This window comes from Azonexus sp., assembly GCF_036170495.1.
Classification (GTDB): Bacteria; Pseudomonadota; Gammaproteobacteria; order Burkholderiales; family Rhodocyclaceae; genus Azonexus.
The window spans coordinates 1-15,417 of record NZ_JAVHPH010000263.1 but is presented as its reverse complement, the minus strand read 5'-3'; the positions used below and the strand labels follow the sequence as shown (position 1 = coordinate 15,417).

Below are 15,417 nucleotides of genomic sequence, written 5' to 3'. Positions count from 1 at the left end.
AACCTCGACCGCCATACCGGCGAAGAGGTGGTCAATCTGCTCGAAGCGCTCAACGGCAAGGGCGTTACCCTGGTTGTCGTCACCCACGATCAAGGCATGGGCGCCCGCGCCCGGCGGCAACTGGTCATGGAAGACGGGCGGTTGAAAGCGGATTCACGTACGCCCCCTCCCCTTTATGGCCCGAAGGGCCGGTATCCCGTTGGACAAGGGGAGGGCCGGGGTGGGGATGGGTTTCCGCCGGCCGACAAACCCATCCTCCTCCCAACCTCCCCCTTGAAGGGGGAGGAGTAACAGCCCCCATGCGCCTGACCGACACCCTGCGCTTCGCCCGCGACGCTGCTACCGGCTACCCGATGCGCACGACGCTGTCGGTCCTCGCCATGTCGATCGGCGTCGCCGCCGTCGTCATCCTCACGGCGCTCGGCGATGGGGCGCGGCGTTACGTCGTCGGCCAGTTCTCCTCGCTCGGCACCAATCTCGTCATCGTCCTGCCCGGCCGCTCGGGCACCGGCGGCTTCAATCCGGCCAACGCCATCACTTCAACACCGCGCGACCTGACCATCGACGACGCCGGCAGCCTGCGTCGCCTGCCCGGCGCCCGCCGCGTCGCCCCGCTCGCCGTCGGCACCTCGGAAATCAATTACGGCGGCAAGCTGCGCGAAGTCATGGTCGCCGGTTCGACCGCCGAGTTCATCCCGATCCGCAATTTCGAAATCGCTCAGGGCCAGGCACTGCCGGAGGAAGACTGGAATCGCGGCTCGTCGGTCGCCGTCATCGGCGCCAAGATTCGTGAGGAAATGTTCGGCAGCAACCCGGCCATCGGCCAGCTGGTCCGCGTTGGCGACCGCCGGCTGCGCGTCGTCGGCGTCCTCAAATCGACCGGCCAGGGGCTGGGCATGAATACCGACGAACTGGTCATCGTGCCGGTTTCGTTGGCCCAAGCCATGTTCAATTCGAACACGCTGTTCCGCATCATGATCGAGGCCAACAGCCGCGACGCCATCCCGGGCACCAAGGACCAGGTGATGGAAACGCTCAAGCAGCGCCACCGCGGCGAAGAGGACGTCACCGTCATCACCCAGGATGCCGTGCTCGCCACCTTCGACAAACTGCTCGGGGCGCTGACTCTGGCGGTGGCCGGCATCGCCGCCATCAGCCTGGCCGTCGCCGGCATTCTGGTCATGAACGTCATGCTCGTCGCCGTCACCCAGCGCACCGGCGAAATCGGCCTGCTCAAGGCGCTCGGCGCCACGGCACGGACCATCCGCCTCGCCTTCCTGGCTGAAGCAGCGATGCTTTCCGCCGTCGGCGCCCTCGTCGGCTACCTGCTCGGCCAGCTCGGCGCCTTCGCGCTGCGCCAGTTTTTCCCGGTCTTCCCGGCCTATCCGCCGGACTGGGCGGTCATCGCCGGCCTGACGACAGCGCTCGCCACCGGCCTGATCTTCGGCGTCATGCCGGCCCGCCGCGCCGCCCGGCTCGATCCGGTGCAGGCACTGATGAGGCATTGAATGACCATGCAACACCTCGCCCAAACTTGCCCAGACACTCCTCCCCCTTTATGGCCAAGAGGGCCGGTATCCCTTGGGGCAAGGGGGAGGTTGGGAGGGGGATGGGTCATACCACTCCCCGAAACCCATCCCCACCCCTCCCTCCCCTTGAAGGGGAGGGCGTAAAACCATGCTCGCCACCGACGCCCTCCAGCTCGCCGTCCGCGCCATCACGGCCCAGCGCCTGCGCAGCTTCCTGACCCTGCTCGGCATCGCCGTCGGCATCGCCGCAGTCATTTTGCTCACCTCGATCGGCGAAGGCATCCACCGCTTCGTGCTCGGCGAATTCACCCAGTTCGGCACCAATGTCATCACCGTCGCCCCGGGCAAAACCAAGACCGGCGGTTCGCCGTCCGGCCTGCCGTCGAGCGCCCGTCCGCTGTCGCTCGACGACGCCAAATCGCTCGAACGCCTGCCGCACATCGTCGCCGTGACGCCCAACGTGCGCGGCAATGCCGAAGTCGAAGGCAACGGCCGGACGCGGCGGACGCTGATCTACGGCGTCAATTCCAAATTACCGCAAATTTTCCGGTCGACCGTGCAAAGCGGCCAGTTCCTGCCCGCCGACGATGAGGGCAGCGCGCGCGCCTTCGTCGTCCTCGGTTCGAAGCTCAAAACCGAGCTGTTCGGCAGCGAAAATCCGCTCGGCCAGCGTCTGCGCGTCGGCGGCCTGCATTTCCGGATCATCGGCGTGCTGGCGCCGAAAGGGCAATTCCTCGGCATCGACCTCGACGACACCGCCTTCGTGCCGACCGCCCGCGCCCAGGAACTGTTCAACCGCGAAGGCGTCGATGAAATCAACATCGCCGCCGAAGAAGGCATCCCGTCGGCCCTCGTCGCCGCGCGCCTGAAAACCCATTTGATCGAGCGTCACGGCCGCGAGGACTTCACCATCGTGACCCAGGAGGAGATGCTCAAAACCCTGTCCAACATCCTCAACATCCTGACCATGGCCGTCGGCGCGCTCGGCGGCATTTCGCTGCTGGTCGGTGGCGTCGGCATCGTCACCATCATGACCATCGCCGTTACCGAACGCACCGGCGAAATCGGCCTGCTCGTCGCCCTCGGCGCACCGCGGCGGACCATCCTCGCCCTCTTTCTCGGCGAAGCCGTCGCCCTGTCGGCGCTCGGCGGGCTGTTCGGGCTGATCCTCGGCTTCGGCCTCGCCCAACTCATCCACTTCGCGCTGCCCGCTCTGCCGGTCCACACGCCACTCAGTTTCGTCCTGCTCGCCGAAGGCATCGCCATCGCCATCGGCCTCGCCGCCGGCGTCCTGCCGGCTCGTAACGCCGCGCGCCTCGACCCGGTCGAAGCCTTGCGCACGGAGTGACGTGCTAAAGTTCCGCCTCCAATTTCAATAAACCCCGCAAGGAGCCCAGCCATGGCGTATCACATCGACCAACTGCAACCCGGCATGTCTGCCAGCATCGCCAAGACCGTCACCGAAACCGACATCATCCTGTTCGCCGGCGTCTCGACTGACATCAACCCGGCCCACCTCGACGAGGAATACGCCAAGACCACGATGTTTGGCGGCCGTATCGCCCACGGCATGCTGTCGGCCGGCTTCATCTCCGCCGTGCTCGGCAACCACTTGCCCGGCCCCGGCACCATCTACCTGTCGCAAACGCTCAAATTCAAGGCCCCGGTTCGCCCGGGCGATACCGTGCGCGCCACCGTCACCGTCCGCGAAGTCAATGTCGCCAAGAACCGCGTGGTTCTCGATACCGTGTGCACGGTTGCCGGCAAGGTCGTCATCGAAGGCGAATGCCAAATGATGCCGCCCGTCCGCGCCGCCGCGCCGACCGGCACCGCCTGATTTTCGGCAAGCCCCCAAATAAAAACGCCGGCCCGGTTAAAAACCGGCCGGCGTTTTTTATATTGACCATTCCCACGGTCAACCGGAGATTCATCCCGAAATCAGAATGCCTCGTCGGCGCGCAGAAAGCGCCACTGACCGATTTCCAGCTCACCCAGCTTGACCCGGCCAATGCGCACCCGCTTCAGCCCGATGACACGCAAGCCAACCAGCTCGCACATCCGGCGAATCTGGCGTTTCTTGCCTTCCTTCAGGATGAAATGCAGCTGATCTTCGTTGAGCTGCTTGACCCGCGCCGGTTTGAGCGCCTGACCGTCGAGTTCCAGACCGTGGTTGAGCAGATCCAGCCCGCCCTTGATCATCTCGCCGGCCACCCGCACCAGGTATTCCTTCTCGACCTGGCTGTCGTCGCCGATCAGCTTCTTGGCGACACGGCCATCCTGCGTCAACACCAGCAAGCCGGTCGAATCGATGTCGAGCCGACCGGACGGCGCCAAACTGCGCAACATCCACGGCTTGAACTCGGGGTCGCCCGACTGCTTGACCTGATTTTCCAGCGTAATCAGCGTAATCGCCGGCGTAAAGCCCGGCTCCGGCTGACCGGAAACATAACCGACCGGCTTGTTGAGGAGCACCGTCACCTGCTTGGCTTGATCGAACTTGGCCTCTTTCGAGATCGCCACGTCGGCCTTTGGATCGATGCGCGTCCCCAACTCGCTGACCCGCTCGCCATCGACAAACACCCAGCCGCGCTCGATCCACAAATCCGCCTCGCGCCGCGAACACATGCCGCGCTCCGACATCACCTTGGACAGCCGCACGCCCTCCGGCGGCGGACCATCGCGCACGACCGGCGGGCGCGCCACGGGCGCCGGCCTGGCAGCCCGCTCGGGACGATCCGCCTTGACGCTCCACTCGGCCGGCGCAACCGGAGCAACCGGCGCCGCCTTCGCTGCCGAGGGTTTGCGTAGCGATGACCCGCCACGCAACGGCTTCTTGTTGATCGCCCGCGGCGATGGCGTCGCCGAGCGACGAACGCCCAGCGTACCGTCCGGCAAGGCCGGCGCCTCTTCGCTTACTTCAGCCGGCGCCTCGGCGCGCACAGCCCGAGCTGGCGCCGCCTCGGCCGATTTCATTTTTGGCCGATTTTCCCGGTTGACCGTGGCAACCGGCTTCCGCTCAGCGGTTGGCGCAGCCGCCTCCGGCTGGCGCCACTTGGCCCACGGATCGTCGGAACCGCTCATCGGATGCCGAGGAGTTCAACCTCGAAAACCAGCGTTGCATTCGGCGGAATGACGCCGCCCGCGCCGCGCGCACCGTAGCCCAGCTCCGGCGGAATGGTCAGCTTGCGCGTGCCACCGATCTTCATGCCCTGGACGCCTTCGTCCCAGCCGCCGATAACCTGGCGCATGCCGAGCGAAAACTCGAACGGGTCGTTGCGATCCTTGCTCGAATCGAACTTGCTGCCATTGGTCAGCCAACCCGTGTAATGCACGGTGACCTGCTGGCCGGCCTTGGCCTCGGCGCCTTCGCCGACAACGGTATCTTCATAGACCAGCCCGGAGGCGGTGGTGATTTCAGCCATGGGAACTCCTTTTTTCAAAGACGGGCAGTTTACCACACCCCCTCGACAAGGCTTTGACTTGTCAGCGAATTTCCGTATAATGCGCGGTTCTTCGTAACACCCTTTAGATTTATTTTCGGAGTCCAACCCATGTATGCGGTCATAAAAACCGGCGGTAAGCAGTATCGCGTTACCAATGGTCTAAAACTTAAAGTAGAACAGATACCGGCAGACGTTGGCGCAGAAGTTACCCTTGACCAGGTCCTCATGGCAGGCGAAGGCGAGTCGGTAAAGATCGGCGCTCCCTTCCTTGCTGGCGCCACCGTCAAAGCTACCGTGATTTCCCACGGCCGCCACGACAAGGTCAAGATCTTCAAGATGCGTCGTCGTAAGCACTACCAGAAGCATCAAGGCCATCGTCAGAACTACACCGAATTGCGCATCGACGCGATCGCTGCTTAAGTTCAAGGAGCTAATAAATGGCACACAAGAAAGCAGGCGGCAGTTCACGTAACGGCCGCGACTCACAAGCCCAACGACTGGGCGTCAAACGCTACGGCGGTCAATTCGTCCTGGCTGGCAACATCATCGTTCGCCAGCGCGGCACTGAATTCCACCCGGGCGACAACGTCGGCTGCGGCAAGGATCACACCCTGTTCGCACTCAAGGACGGCGTGATTCAGTTCTCCGTCAAGGGCCTGAAAAAGCGCCGCGTGGTCACCATCGTTCCGGCTGCCGAATAAATCGGCCAAGCGGAAGCAAAAGCCCCGTCCGCAGGATGGGGCTTTTTAGTTTATAGAGGCGGAAAAAATGAAGTTCATCGACGAAGCAAAGATCTACGTAAAAGCCGGTGACGGCGGCAATGGCGCCGCAACTTTCCGCCGCGAAAAATACATCCCGATGGGTGGCCCGAACGGCGGCGATGGCGGCCGTGGCGGCAGCATCTACGTCGTAGCCGACTGCAACATCAACACCCTGGTCGACTACCGCTACACCCGCAAATTCATCGGCAAGCGCGGTGAAAACGGCGGCGGCGCCGACTGCTACGGCGCTGGCGGCGACGACATCATCCTGCGCATGCCCGTCGGCACGGTCATTTCCGACCTCAACACCGGCGAAATCCTGGCCGACCTCGATGTCAATGAAAAGAGAGTCCTCATCGCCAAAGGCGGCAAGGGCGGCCTCGGCAACATCCACTTCAAATCCTCGACCAACCGCGCCCCGCGCCAGAAAACCAATGGCGACCAGGGCGAAGAGCACGAACTGACGCTCGAACTGCGCGTCCTCGCCGACGTCGGCCTGCTCGGTCTGCCCAATGCCGGCAAGAGCACGTTGATCCGCGCCGTCTCCTCGGCTCGCCCGAAGGTCGCCGACTATCCGTTCACGACGCTCCACCCCAACCTCGGCGTCGTCCGCGTCGACGCTGAAAAGAGCTTCGTCATGGCCGACGTTCCGGGCCTCATCGAAGGTGCTGCCGACGGCGCCGGCCTTGGCATTCGCTTCCTCAAGCATTTGCAGCGCACGCGTATCCTGCTTCACCTCGTTGACCTCGCCCCGATCGATCCCGATGCCGACCCGGTTCGCGACGCCAAGGCCATCGTCGGCGAACTCATCAAGCACGACCCGGCGCTCGCCGACAAGCCGCGTTGGCTGGTCCTCAACAAGCTCGATCTGATCCCCGAAGAAGACCGCGAAAAGACCGTCAAGGACTTCCTCAAAGCCTACAAGAAGGCCACCAAGTACGACGGCCCGGTATTCCCGATCACCGCCATCAGCGGCGAAGGCACCAAGCCCTTGATCTACGCCATCCACGAAGCGCTGGAACAAATGGCAAAACCGGAAATCCCGGACGATGAGCTAGAATCTGAAGACGATTCCCCCTTCGAATAAGTGAAGACGCATGCCCACCCTCGACAAACTGATCGCCCAACGCGATGCACTGCTGGCAATAGCCGGAAGGCATGGCGCCCACTCGGTGCGAATTTTTGGCTCGGTGGCGCGCGGCGAAGATACTGAACTCAGCGACATAGATTTTCTGATTGCGCTGGACAGCGGACGCTCACTGCTTGACCTGATCGGACTGAAGAACGATCTTGAAGATTACCTGCATCGCCCGACGGACGTTGTCACCGAAGGCAGCCTGCATCACCTCATCAGGCAGCGCGTCCTCGACGAAGCCAAGCCACTCTGATCACACCCCATGTCCTTTGATCGCCGAGAACTGCTCATTTACCATGCGCGCGAATTGATCCAGCGCATCACCGAATACACACGCCACGGGCGGAGCAGCCTTTTCAATGATCAGAAAACGCAGGATGCCGTCCTGCGCAACATTGAAATCATCGGGCAAGTCACCCGCGATCTCGATATCGACTGGCTAACAGCCGAAGCGCCAGACCGGCCCTGGCGCAAAATAGCCGGCTTGCGCAACATACTGGCCCACGCCTATCTCGGCGTTGAACTCGAAACCATCTGGCAGGTCATCCAAAACGACCTAAAACCGCTGGATTGCGCGCTGGCAGCCATCGCCCGACGGCATGGTCACACACCCCTACCGACCCGCCTCGCCACCGCCAAACGCCTCGTCGTCAAAGTCGGCTCGGCGCTCGTCACCAATAACGGCGCGGGCCTCGACCTCGCCGCCATTGAAGACTGGGCCCGGCAGATCGCCGTGCTGCGCCAGCAAGGCAAGGAAGTCGTCCTCGTTTCCTCCGGTGCCGTCGCCTGCGGGGTGCAACGTCTCGGCTGGGGGCGCCGACCGAAGACCGTGCATGAAAAGCAGGCCGCAGCCGCCGTTGGCCAAGCTGGCCTGGTTGAAGCCTACGAAACCGCCTTCAACAAGCACGGCCTGCACACCGCGCAAATCCTGCTCACCCACGACGACCTCGCCGACCGGAAACGCTACCTCAACGCCCGCTCGACGCTGACCACCCTGCTCGAACTCGGCGTCGTGCCGATCATCAACGAGAACGACACCGTCGTCACCGACGAAATCAAGTTCGGCGACAACGACACGCTGGGCGCCCTCGTCGCCAATCTCATCGAAGCCGATGCGCTGATCATCCTGACCGACCAGATCGGCCTGTTCACCGCCGACCCGCGCCAGGACCCCAACGCCACGCTGATCAGCCAAGCCACGGCCGGCGACGAGTCACTCGAAGCCATGGCCGGCGGCGCCGGCACGCGCATCGGCACCGGCGGCATGATCACCAAGGTCATTGCCGCCAAACGCGCCGCCCGCAGCGGCGCCCACACCGCCATCGCCAGCGGCCGCGAAATCGACCCGATCATTCGTCTAGCCGCTGGCGAGGCAGTCGGCACCCTGCTCGTCTCGCAAACCCAGCCGCTCGCCGCCCGCAAGCAATGGCTGGCCGATCACCTGCAACTCGCCGGGCGCCTGCGCCTCGATGATGGTGCGGTCAACGCCCTAAAAGCCGGAAAAAGCCTGTTGCCCATTGGCGTCATCGCCACCGAAGGCGAATTCGAACGTGGCTCGGCCGTCGCCTGCATCAGCCCGGAAGGCCACGAAATCGCGCGCGGACTATGCAACTACGGCAGCGGCGAAGCCCGCCTCATCACGCGGAAATCGACAGCCGAAATCGAACACATTCTCGGCTACGTCGACGAACCGGAATTCATCCACCGCGACAACCTCATCCTGCTCGCCTGAGGAAATTCGGGGACGATCCACGCTATCGTTCCAGATCGATTTTCCGTTACTGAATATCGCGCGCTCGTCGGCTACAATGAACCGAGTCATCTGCACACGAAAACATGCGCCTCACGCCCCAGGAACGTCACCTCATTCGCCAAGCCGTCTGCCGTCGTTTTGGATCGCTTGCCAACGTCCTGCTCTTTGGCTCACGCACAGATGATTCGGCACGCGGTGGCGACATTGATTTGCTCGTCGAATGCCCGGAAGTCGTTGAGAGCGATTTCCTCGCCAGCATCAATCTGGAAACCGATTTGCAGAATGCACTCGGCGAACAGAAAATCGACATTCTCATTCACCATCCTGGCAGCGAGGAAACACCGCTGCACCGCATTGCCCGGAAGACAGGAATCCCGCTATGAATCCTGATATCGAGGCACTCGGAAAACTCAATCGCGACAAGGCGCTACGTACGCTGGACCTTGTGGCCGCCTCGCTATCCGAATACCAGGCCTTTGATCCAGCCATCAACTACACGCCTAAGGCCCTGGAACCCTACGACGCACTGGCTGACCGCTTCGTTCGGGCTATCGAATGCTGCCTGCGCCATTTCCGCAGCCAGGAAATGCTAGCGTTCGGCGAACAATCCGAAACCACCCGTGACCTTCTCAATCGCATGGAGAAACTCGGATGGGTCAGCGACGCGCGCTTGTGGCTCACCATGCGAAACATTCGTAACCGGATCGTTCACGATTATCTTCCGGAGCAGACCGCACAAATGTATACGGAAATCAGCGGCCCCTACGGAAGCGAACTTTCGCGTCTACGCAACATGATCGCGAAATCCAGCGAAAGGCCCTAGGTGACGTAGGGAAGCGAACAGCAAAACCAAAACGGGCGCCGAGGCGCCCGTTTTTCATTGCAACTCGCTTACTTAGAAGCGATAGGAAACGCCAACGCCCGCGGTAATCGGGCTCAGATTCAGCGTACCGATCTTCGTACCGCCAGCAGCTACGTCAGTTTCCATCTGGATGTACTTCACATCGACGTTCAGGCCCCAGTTCTTGTTGAACATATAGTCGAAACCGACCTGACCGGCCAGACCGACGCTGGAGCGATCAACCGATGCCACCCCGCCCAGGATATTGTCGCGGCTGGAGAACAGCGTGTAGTTCACGCCAAGGCCAACGTAGGGCTTGAAAGCGCCGAGATCGGTGAAGTGATACTGGACCAGCAGTGACGGCGGCAGAGCCTTGATCTTGCCGATATTTCCACCATTGGCGGCTGTAATATCGACGGTCTGCGGATAGGTCAGAACCAGTTCGGCGGCGATATTCTTGGTGAAGAAATAGCTCAGATCCAGCTCGGGAATCCAGCGGCTGTCAGCTTCGATCGCGCCAAGTGCGGTAGCGGTATCAAGGCCATCTTTTTGGCCGTTATCGAAAGCGACGTGAACTGCACGCACGCGAACCATGAACGGACCTTCCTGAGCCTGTGCAACGGCAGACGAAAGAACACCAGCGGCAATCAGCGCAGCAACCAGAATCTTGTTAGCCATAGATCACTCCCTATCTTCGTTATGAAAAAGGGCATGCTATTACCATTGGAACTAGGCATTTTGACCTAAGTCAATAACCTTAATAGTTGTGCGGTTATTTGACGCAACCCCGCCATTCCAAGCCAAATCAGGACAATCCGAAGCGCCAAAGAAAAACGGGAGCCGAAGCTCCCGTTTTTGTACCAACTGGATTAAACCAGATTAGAAGGCGTGACGCAGACCAACACCGTAGGTGTTGGAGTCAAGACCTTGGGCGCCAACATCGCTTTGCACACGCTTGGCAACGAAGCCAGCATAAGCGGTGGTACGCTTGGACAGCGCGTAGGTGGAGGCCAGGGTGCCGACCTTAACGTTGTCTGCACCAAGGGTAGAACCGACGTTCAAAGCGGCGTATTCAGCGATAACAGCAACCTTGGCACCAATCGGAGCCGACAGGGAAACAGCCCACTTCTTGTCCTTGCCAACGGCAGCCGTGGTATCAGCCTTTTGCTGCTGATACAAGGCTTGCAACTTGACAACCTTAAAGTCGTAACCGGCACGCAGACCCCATTCCTTGATGTCGTCGGCAGCCAGATTGGTTTGCGACTGGACATACTTGGTGTAGATCGCACCGGCGGTGATTGGGCCGTTGTCGTAGCTGACGGACAGCAGGTTGGCAGTGTTGTCGGTATTGACTTGGCTGACAGCATATTCGGTCGCCAAGGGCGCGCGAGCATGGTTGTAAGCAACGGTCACACCACCGAAGGACGGCGAGATGTAAGCGACAGCGTTATTGGCGCGGGAAGCAGAGGTGATCAGCGTACCGCCGCCGGCGTTGTAGGCTGCGCCGATACCGGTGGAACCACCAAGAGCAGTGGCAGCAACCGAGAAGTCCAGACCCGTGGTTTGCAGACGACCAGCAACAGCAGTACCGAAGCCGCCGGTCAGGCCAACGAATTGCTGACGCCCATTAGTTGCACCGGTGGTCGTCGAAGCGCCGATACCTTGGTTGTCATCGATATTCAGGCCGTATTCCAGAACGAACAGAGCCTTCAGGCCGTTGCCCAGATCTTCCACACCCTTGAAACCGATACGGGACGTGGAGAGAAGGCCAGAATTGACGCTAAACTGGGTCTGCTTGCTAGGATTGCCCAGATAGGTCTTGCCAACAACGGAAGCATCAACAATACCGTAGATGGTGACGTTTGATTGAGCGAAAGCAGCGGTAGAAGCCAGACCAGCGATGGCCAGAGCAATCAGTTTCTTTTGCATCAGAAAATCTCCTTAGTGGTTAGTTTTTAATCCAGCAGTAAAACCGAATTAAGCTTTACCTCTCGGATCGAGAAGTTGGCGTCGATTGTCGCAAAGAGCTAAACGCCCTAGCAACCGGTGATTGGCAAGTTGCGCTGCTTCTCTGGAGTTATGTTGTTTTGGCGCAACAGAAATCAGGCGAACAGCCTTGCCAGCTCAAGCCCCGGCTCCGGCGCGCGCATGAAGGCTTCGCCGACGAGGAAGGTCTGGACCTTGTTGTTGCGCATGAGGGCAACGTCTTCCGGCGTCACGATGCCGCTTTCGGTGACGACGATCTTGTCGGCGGGGATGCGGTCGAGCAGGCCGAGCGTGGTGTCGAGGGTGACGTCGAAGGTGCGCAGGTTGCGGTTGTTGATGCCGAGCAGCGGGGTCTTGAGTTGCAGTGCGGCATCGAGTTCTTCGCCGTTGTGCACTTCCACGAGGACAGCCATGCCGTAGGCGTGGGCTTGCGCTTCAAGCGCTTGCATTTCGGGCAGGGTCAGCGCTGCCGCGATGAGCAGGATGGCGTCGGCGCCCATGGCGCGGGCTTCGGCGACTTGATAGGCGTCGACCATGAAATCTTTGCGCAGCACGGGCAGGTTACAGGCGGCGCGGGCGGCTTGCAGGTATTCGGGGCTGCCCTGGAAGTACTGGCGGTCGGTGAGCACCGACAGGCAGGCGGCGCCGTGCTGTTCGTAGCTACGGGCGATGTCGGCCGGGTGAAAGTCGGGGCGGATGACGCCTTTGGACGGGCTGGCTTTTTTGATTTCGGCGATTATTCCCGGTTGACCGTGGGAATGCTTGTCGCGGATGGCGCCGACGAAATCGCGTGGCGCCGGCTGGGCGGCCGCTTCGGCTTCGACGACGGCGAGCGGTTTGACGGCCAGCGCGGCAGCGATTTCTTCGTGCTTGGTGGCGATGATCTTGTTGAGGATGTCACTCATTTGGCGGCTAGACGTTGCGTGCATTGAACAAACTGCTCCAGCTTGGCGCGCGCCGCGCCGCTGGCGATGGCTTCGCGGGCCTTGACGATGCCGTCGCCAATGCTGGCGGCAACGTTGGCGACATAGAGCGCAGCGCCCGCATTGAGGCAGACGATTTCGCGCGCGGCACCCGGTTTATTGTCGAGGGCGCCTAGCATCACGGCTTTGGATTCTTCGGCGCTGCCGACGCGCAGATTGCGCAGCGACATCATTTGCAGACCGAAGTCTTCGGGGTGCACTTCGTATTCGGTGACTTCACCGTTTTTCAGTTCGCCGACCAGCGTGGCGGCACCGAGCGAGATTTCGTCAAGGTTGTCGCGGCCATGAACGACGAGCACGCGTTCGGCGCCGAGGCGCTGCATGACGCGCACCTGGATGCCGACGAGGTCGGGGTGGAAGACGCCCATCAGGGTGTTCGGGGCGCCGGCCGGGTTGGTCAGCGGGCCGAGGATGTTGAACAGCGTGCGAATGCCCATTTCGCGGCGCACCGGGGCGACGTGCTTCATCGCGCTGTGGTGGTTGGGGGCGAACATGAAGCCGATGCCGCAGGCTTCGACGCAGGCGGCGACCTGTTCGGGCGAGAGCATGATGTTGGCGCCGAGGGCTTCGAGGACATCGGCGCTGCCGGAGCTCGACGACACGCTGCGCCCGCCGTGCTTGGCGACCTTGGCGCCAGCCGCGGCGGCAACGAAGATCGAGGTGGTGGAGATATTGAAGCTGTGGGCCGAGTCGCCGCCAGTGCCAACGATGTCGACGAAACGGTTGTCGTAGGGCACGGTGACCTTGGTCGACAGCTCGCGCATGACCGTGGCCGCGGCGGCGATTTCGCCGATGGTTTCCTTCTTGACGCGCAGGCCGGTGATGATGGCGGCGATCATGACCGGGGTGACGTCGCCGCTCATGATCTGGCGCATCAGGGAGACCATTTCGTCGTGGAAAATTTCGCGGTGTTCGATGACACGCTGGAGGGCGGCTTGCGGAGTCATTACTTATGTTCGTCCAAAAAGTTCTTGAGCAGGTCGTGACCGCGTTCGGTCAGGATGGATTCGGGGTGGAACTGGACGCCTTCGACGGCCAGCGTCTTGTGGCGGACGCCCATGATTTCGCCGTCATCGGTCCACGCGGTAATGTCGAGACAATCGGGCAACGATTCGCGCTCGATGGCCAGCGAGTGGTAGCGCGTGCAGGTCAGCGGATTGGGCAGGCCTTTGAAAACACCCTCATTTTTGTGGTGGACCGCAGAAACCTTGCCGTGCATGAGCTGCTTGGCGTGTACGATCTTGCCGCCGAAGGCTTCGCCGATGGCCTGATGGCCGAGGCAGACGCCGAGCAGGGGAATCTTGCCGGCGAATTCGCGGATCGCCGCCAGCGAGATGCCGGCCTGGGCCGGGGCGCAGGGGCCGGGCGAGATCACCAGATATTCGGGCTTGAGGCGGGCTATTTCGTCGACCGTGATGGCGTCGTTGCGGTAAACCTTGACGTCCTGACCCAGCTCGCCGAAGTACTGGACGATGTTGTAGGTGAAGCTGTCGTAATTGTCGATCATCAGCAGCATGCTGTTGATTCCTTGCCTGTTTCGTAAGCCTTGGATTCTACCGCCCCGCCCCGCCCCCGGCTAGCAAACGAGCGGAGATTCGGCGCCCCGGAGCGACTTTCACGTTAAAATGCGCGCTTATTTAGCCACTTGCCGCCGGATTCATCCATGAGCGAAGTCATCGCCACCGTTCCCGAAATTCCCCCGCACAGCCTTTCCATCGTCGTTCCGTTCTACAACGAGGAAGACAATATCGCGCCGCTGGTCAAGCGCGTGCACGAGGCGCTGGTCGGTTACGACTATCCGTGGGAACTCGTGCTGGTCGATGATGGCAGCAGCGATGCGACCGTTGATCGCGCCGTGCAGTGTTCGCGCGAATACGGGCCGCACGTCCGGGTTGTTGAGCTGACGCGCAATTTCAAGCAGACCGCCGCCATGCAGGCCGGCATCGACGCGGCGCGCGGCGATGTGATCGTGACCATGGACGGCGATTTGCAGAACGATCCGATTGACATTCCGCGCATGGTTGCCCGGCTGATCAACGAAGATCTCGACCTGGTCGCCGGCTGGCGTCAGAACCGTCAGGACGGCCTGTTTCTGCGCAAGATTCCGTCGAAGATCGCCAACAAGCTGATCGCCCGGATGACCGGCGTCCATTTGCGCGATTACGGCTGCAGCCTGAAGGCCTTCCGCGGCAGCGTGATCAAGAGCGTGCGCCTGTACGGCGAAATGCATCGCTTCATCCCGGCCTGGCTGGCTACCGTGACGACGCCGCGCCGCATCGCGCAGGAGCCGACGACGCACCATGCGCGCACGGCCGGCGTGTCGAAGTACGGCATTTCGCGCACCTTCCGGGTCATCCTCGATCTGATCGCGGTCTATTTCTTCATGCGCTTCCGCGCTCGTCCCGGCCATTTCTTCGGCGGCATCGGCCTCGGCCTGACGGCAATGTCCGGACTGATCATGACCTGGCTGGCCTGGGTCAAGTTTGGCCTCGGTGAAAACATCGGCGGCCGTCCGCTGCTCATCGTCGGCATCGGCATGCTGATTGCCGGCATTCATTTCATCACGACCGGCGTGCTGTCCGAACTGATGGCCCGCATCTACTTCGAATCCGGCACCAACCGCTCGTATTCGGCGCGTCCGGAACGCGTTCTAGCGGCTGACGAAGGCTGGCACAAGTCGGCGTGAGCCTTTCCACGGTCAACCGGAAAAACAGCGTAAAACTGCTGTTTGGCCTGATGGCCGCCCTGCTCGCCTGGCGCTTCTGGCTGCTGCCCAATCTGGGCATCACGCTCTACGTCGATGAAGCGCAATACTGGACCTGGGCGCAGCATCTGGATTGGGGCTATTTCTCCAAGCCGCCCGGCGTCGCGGCGCTGATCTGGCTGTCCACCGCGCTGTTCGGCGACGGGCTGGTCGGCGTCAAGGCGCTATCCATGCTCTGTTATCCGCTGGCTGCAGCGGCCTGCTGGGCGATTGCCCGCCGGC

19 protein-coding genes and 2 pseudogenes are annotated in these 15,417 nt (G+C 61.7%); 14 read left to right on the top strand and 7 right to left on the bottom strand.

The genetic code is table 11. The features are described 5' to 3' along the window. From ADADOO_RS09605 to ADADOO_RS09590, 4 genes and pseudogenes are all read left to right on the top strand, one after another. Positions 1-291, top strand: a pseudogene (locus ADADOO_RS09605) (hypothetical protein); the annotation flags it as partial. Between the two features lie 8 nt (positions 292-299). Beyond that, positions 300-1,508 carry an ABC transporter permease gene (locus ADADOO_RS09600; RefSeq protein WP_511277054.1) on the top strand — a complete coding sequence of 403 codons (1,209 nt, stop codon included), beginning with the start codon at positions 300-302 and terminating at the stop codon, positions 1,506-1,508. Positions 1,509-1,677: 169 nt separating this feature from the next. Continuing rightward, positions 1,678-2,877, top strand: coding sequence for an ABC transporter permease (locus ADADOO_RS09595; protein ID WP_511277052.1), 1,200 nt, complete (start codon positions 1,678-1,680; stop codon positions 2,875-2,877). Between the two features lie 51 nt (positions 2,878-2,928). Then, complete coding sequence (locus ADADOO_RS09590; RefSeq protein ID WP_511277050.1) at positions 2,929-3,366, top strand: MaoC family dehydratase; 438 nt, start codon at positions 2,929-2,931, stop codon at positions 3,364-3,366. A gap of 101 nt (positions 3,367-3,467) precedes the next feature. On the opposite strand, the gene ADADOO_RS09585 is transcribed toward ADADOO_RS09590, so the two are convergent. Together ADADOO_RS09585 and ADADOO_RS09580 are read right to left on the bottom strand one after the other, a co-directional pair. Then, positions 3,468-4,610, bottom strand: a complete 1,143-nt coding sequence (locus ADADOO_RS09585; RefSeq protein WP_511277048.1) for a pseudouridine synthase — start codon at positions 4,608-4,610, stop codon at positions 3,468-3,470. Beyond that, entirely contained in the window at positions 4,607-4,951 is a 345-nt protein-coding gene (locus tag ADADOO_RS09580) for an FKBP-type peptidyl-prolyl cis-trans isomerase (protein ID WP_511277046.1), read from the bottom strand. The genes ADADOO_RS09585 and ADADOO_RS09580 overlap by 4 nt, the downstream gene beginning before the upstream one ends. 129 nt (positions 4,952-5,080) lie before the next feature. Here ADADOO_RS09580 and rplU point away from each other — a divergent pair, with 129 nt between their 5' ends. The 8 genes and pseudogenes from rplU to ADADOO_RS09540 all read left to right on the top strand — a co-directional run bounded on the left by rplU (position 5,081) and on the right by ADADOO_RS09540 (position 9,444). Further along, positions 5,081-5,392 (top strand): 50S ribosomal protein L21, encoded by a 312-nt coding sequence (gene rplU / locus ADADOO_RS09575; RefSeq protein ID WP_117609584.1) that lies wholly within the window; start codon positions 5,081-5,083, stop codon positions 5,390-5,392. A gap of 17 nt (positions 5,393-5,409) precedes the next feature. Then, positions 5,410-5,673, top strand: coding sequence for a 50S ribosomal protein L27 (gene rpmA / locus ADADOO_RS09570; RefSeq protein ID WP_511277045.1), 264 nt, complete (start codon positions 5,410-5,412; stop codon positions 5,671-5,673). A 67-nt stretch (positions 5,674-5,740) separates the two neighbouring features. Beyond that, complete coding sequence (cgtA, locus tag ADADOO_RS09565) at positions 5,741-6,820, top strand: Obg family GTPase CgtA (protein ID WP_511277043.1); 1,080 nt, start codon at positions 5,741-5,743, stop codon at positions 6,818-6,820. 10 nt (positions 6,821-6,830) lie between these two features. Beyond that, the gene (locus ADADOO_RS09560) at positions 6,831-7,121 is read left to right on the top strand and encodes a nucleotidyltransferase family protein (protein WP_511277041.1); all 291 of its coding nucleotides are present in this window, start codon (positions 6,831-6,833) and stop codon (positions 7,119-7,121) included. Positions 7,122-7,130: 9 nt separating this feature from the next. Then, positions 7,131-7,433 (top strand): annotated as a pseudogene (locus tag ADADOO_RS09555) (HepT-like ribonuclease domain-containing protein); the annotation flags it as partial. A 21-nt stretch (positions 7,434-7,454) separates the two neighbouring features. Beyond that, a complete protein-coding gene (gene proB / locus ADADOO_RS09550) occupies positions 7,455-8,600 on the top strand; it encodes a glutamate 5-kinase (protein ID WP_511277055.1) in 1,146 nt (381 codons plus the stop codon). 104 nt (positions 8,601-8,704) lie between these two features. Next, positions 8,705-9,004, top strand: a complete 300-nt coding sequence (locus tag ADADOO_RS09545; protein WP_511277040.1) for a nucleotidyltransferase domain-containing protein — start codon at positions 8,705-8,707, stop codon at positions 9,002-9,004. Continuing rightward, complete coding sequence (locus tag ADADOO_RS09540; RefSeq protein WP_511277038.1) at positions 9,001-9,444, top strand: hypothetical protein; 444 nt, start codon at positions 9,001-9,003, stop codon at positions 9,442-9,444. The genes ADADOO_RS09545 and ADADOO_RS09540 overlap by 4 nt, the downstream gene beginning before the upstream one ends. Before the next feature lie 72 nt (positions 9,445-9,516). Here the strand turns inward: ADADOO_RS09540 and ADADOO_RS09535 are convergent, their stop codons facing one another. The 5 genes from ADADOO_RS09535 to ADADOO_RS09515 form a co-directional block, all read right to left on the bottom strand. Further along, positions 9,517-10,140 carry an OmpW/AlkL family protein gene (locus ADADOO_RS09535; RefSeq protein WP_511277036.1) on the bottom strand — a complete coding sequence of 208 codons (624 nt, stop codon included), beginning with the start codon at positions 10,138-10,140 and terminating at the stop codon, positions 9,517-9,519. A 201-nt stretch (positions 10,141-10,341) separates the two neighbouring features. After that, positions 10,342-11,391 (bottom strand): porin, encoded by a 1,050-nt coding sequence (locus tag ADADOO_RS09530; RefSeq protein WP_511277034.1) that lies wholly within the window; start codon positions 11,389-11,391, stop codon positions 10,342-10,344. A gap of 173 nt (positions 11,392-11,564) precedes the next feature. Further along, positions 11,565-12,353: an indole-3-glycerol phosphate synthase TrpC gene (trpC, locus tag ADADOO_RS09525; protein ID WP_511277032.1), complete on the bottom strand. Its 789-nt coding sequence runs from the start codon at positions 12,351-12,353 to the stop codon at positions 11,565-11,567. Next, positions 12,350-13,378 carry an anthranilate phosphoribosyltransferase gene (gene trpD, locus ADADOO_RS09520; protein WP_511277030.1) on the bottom strand — a complete coding sequence of 343 codons (1,029 nt, stop codon included), beginning with the start codon at positions 13,376-13,378 and terminating at the stop codon, positions 12,350-12,352. Before trpD ends, trpC begins: the two co-directional genes overlap by 4 nt. Next, the gene (locus ADADOO_RS09515; RefSeq protein WP_511277028.1) at positions 13,378-13,947 is read right to left on the bottom strand and encodes an aminodeoxychorismate/anthranilate synthase component II; all 570 of its coding nucleotides are present in this window, start codon (positions 13,945-13,947) and stop codon (positions 13,378-13,380) included. Before ADADOO_RS09515 ends, trpD begins: the two co-directional genes overlap by 1 nt. A gap of 147 nt (positions 13,948-14,094) precedes the next feature. Here ADADOO_RS09515 and ADADOO_RS09510 point away from each other — a divergent pair, with 147 nt between their 5' ends. Both ADADOO_RS09510 and ADADOO_RS09505 read left to right on the top strand, forming a co-directional pair. Further along, positions 14,095-15,117, top strand: coding sequence for a glycosyltransferase family 2 protein (locus ADADOO_RS09510; RefSeq protein WP_511277026.1), 1,023 nt, complete (start codon positions 14,095-14,097; stop codon positions 15,115-15,117). Then, positions 15,114-15,417 (top strand): glycosyltransferase family 39 protein (locus ADADOO_RS09505; RefSeq protein WP_511277024.1); only part of this gene is annotated, 304 nt, incomplete at its 3' end. The genes ADADOO_RS09510 and ADADOO_RS09505, both read left to right, overlap by 4 nt.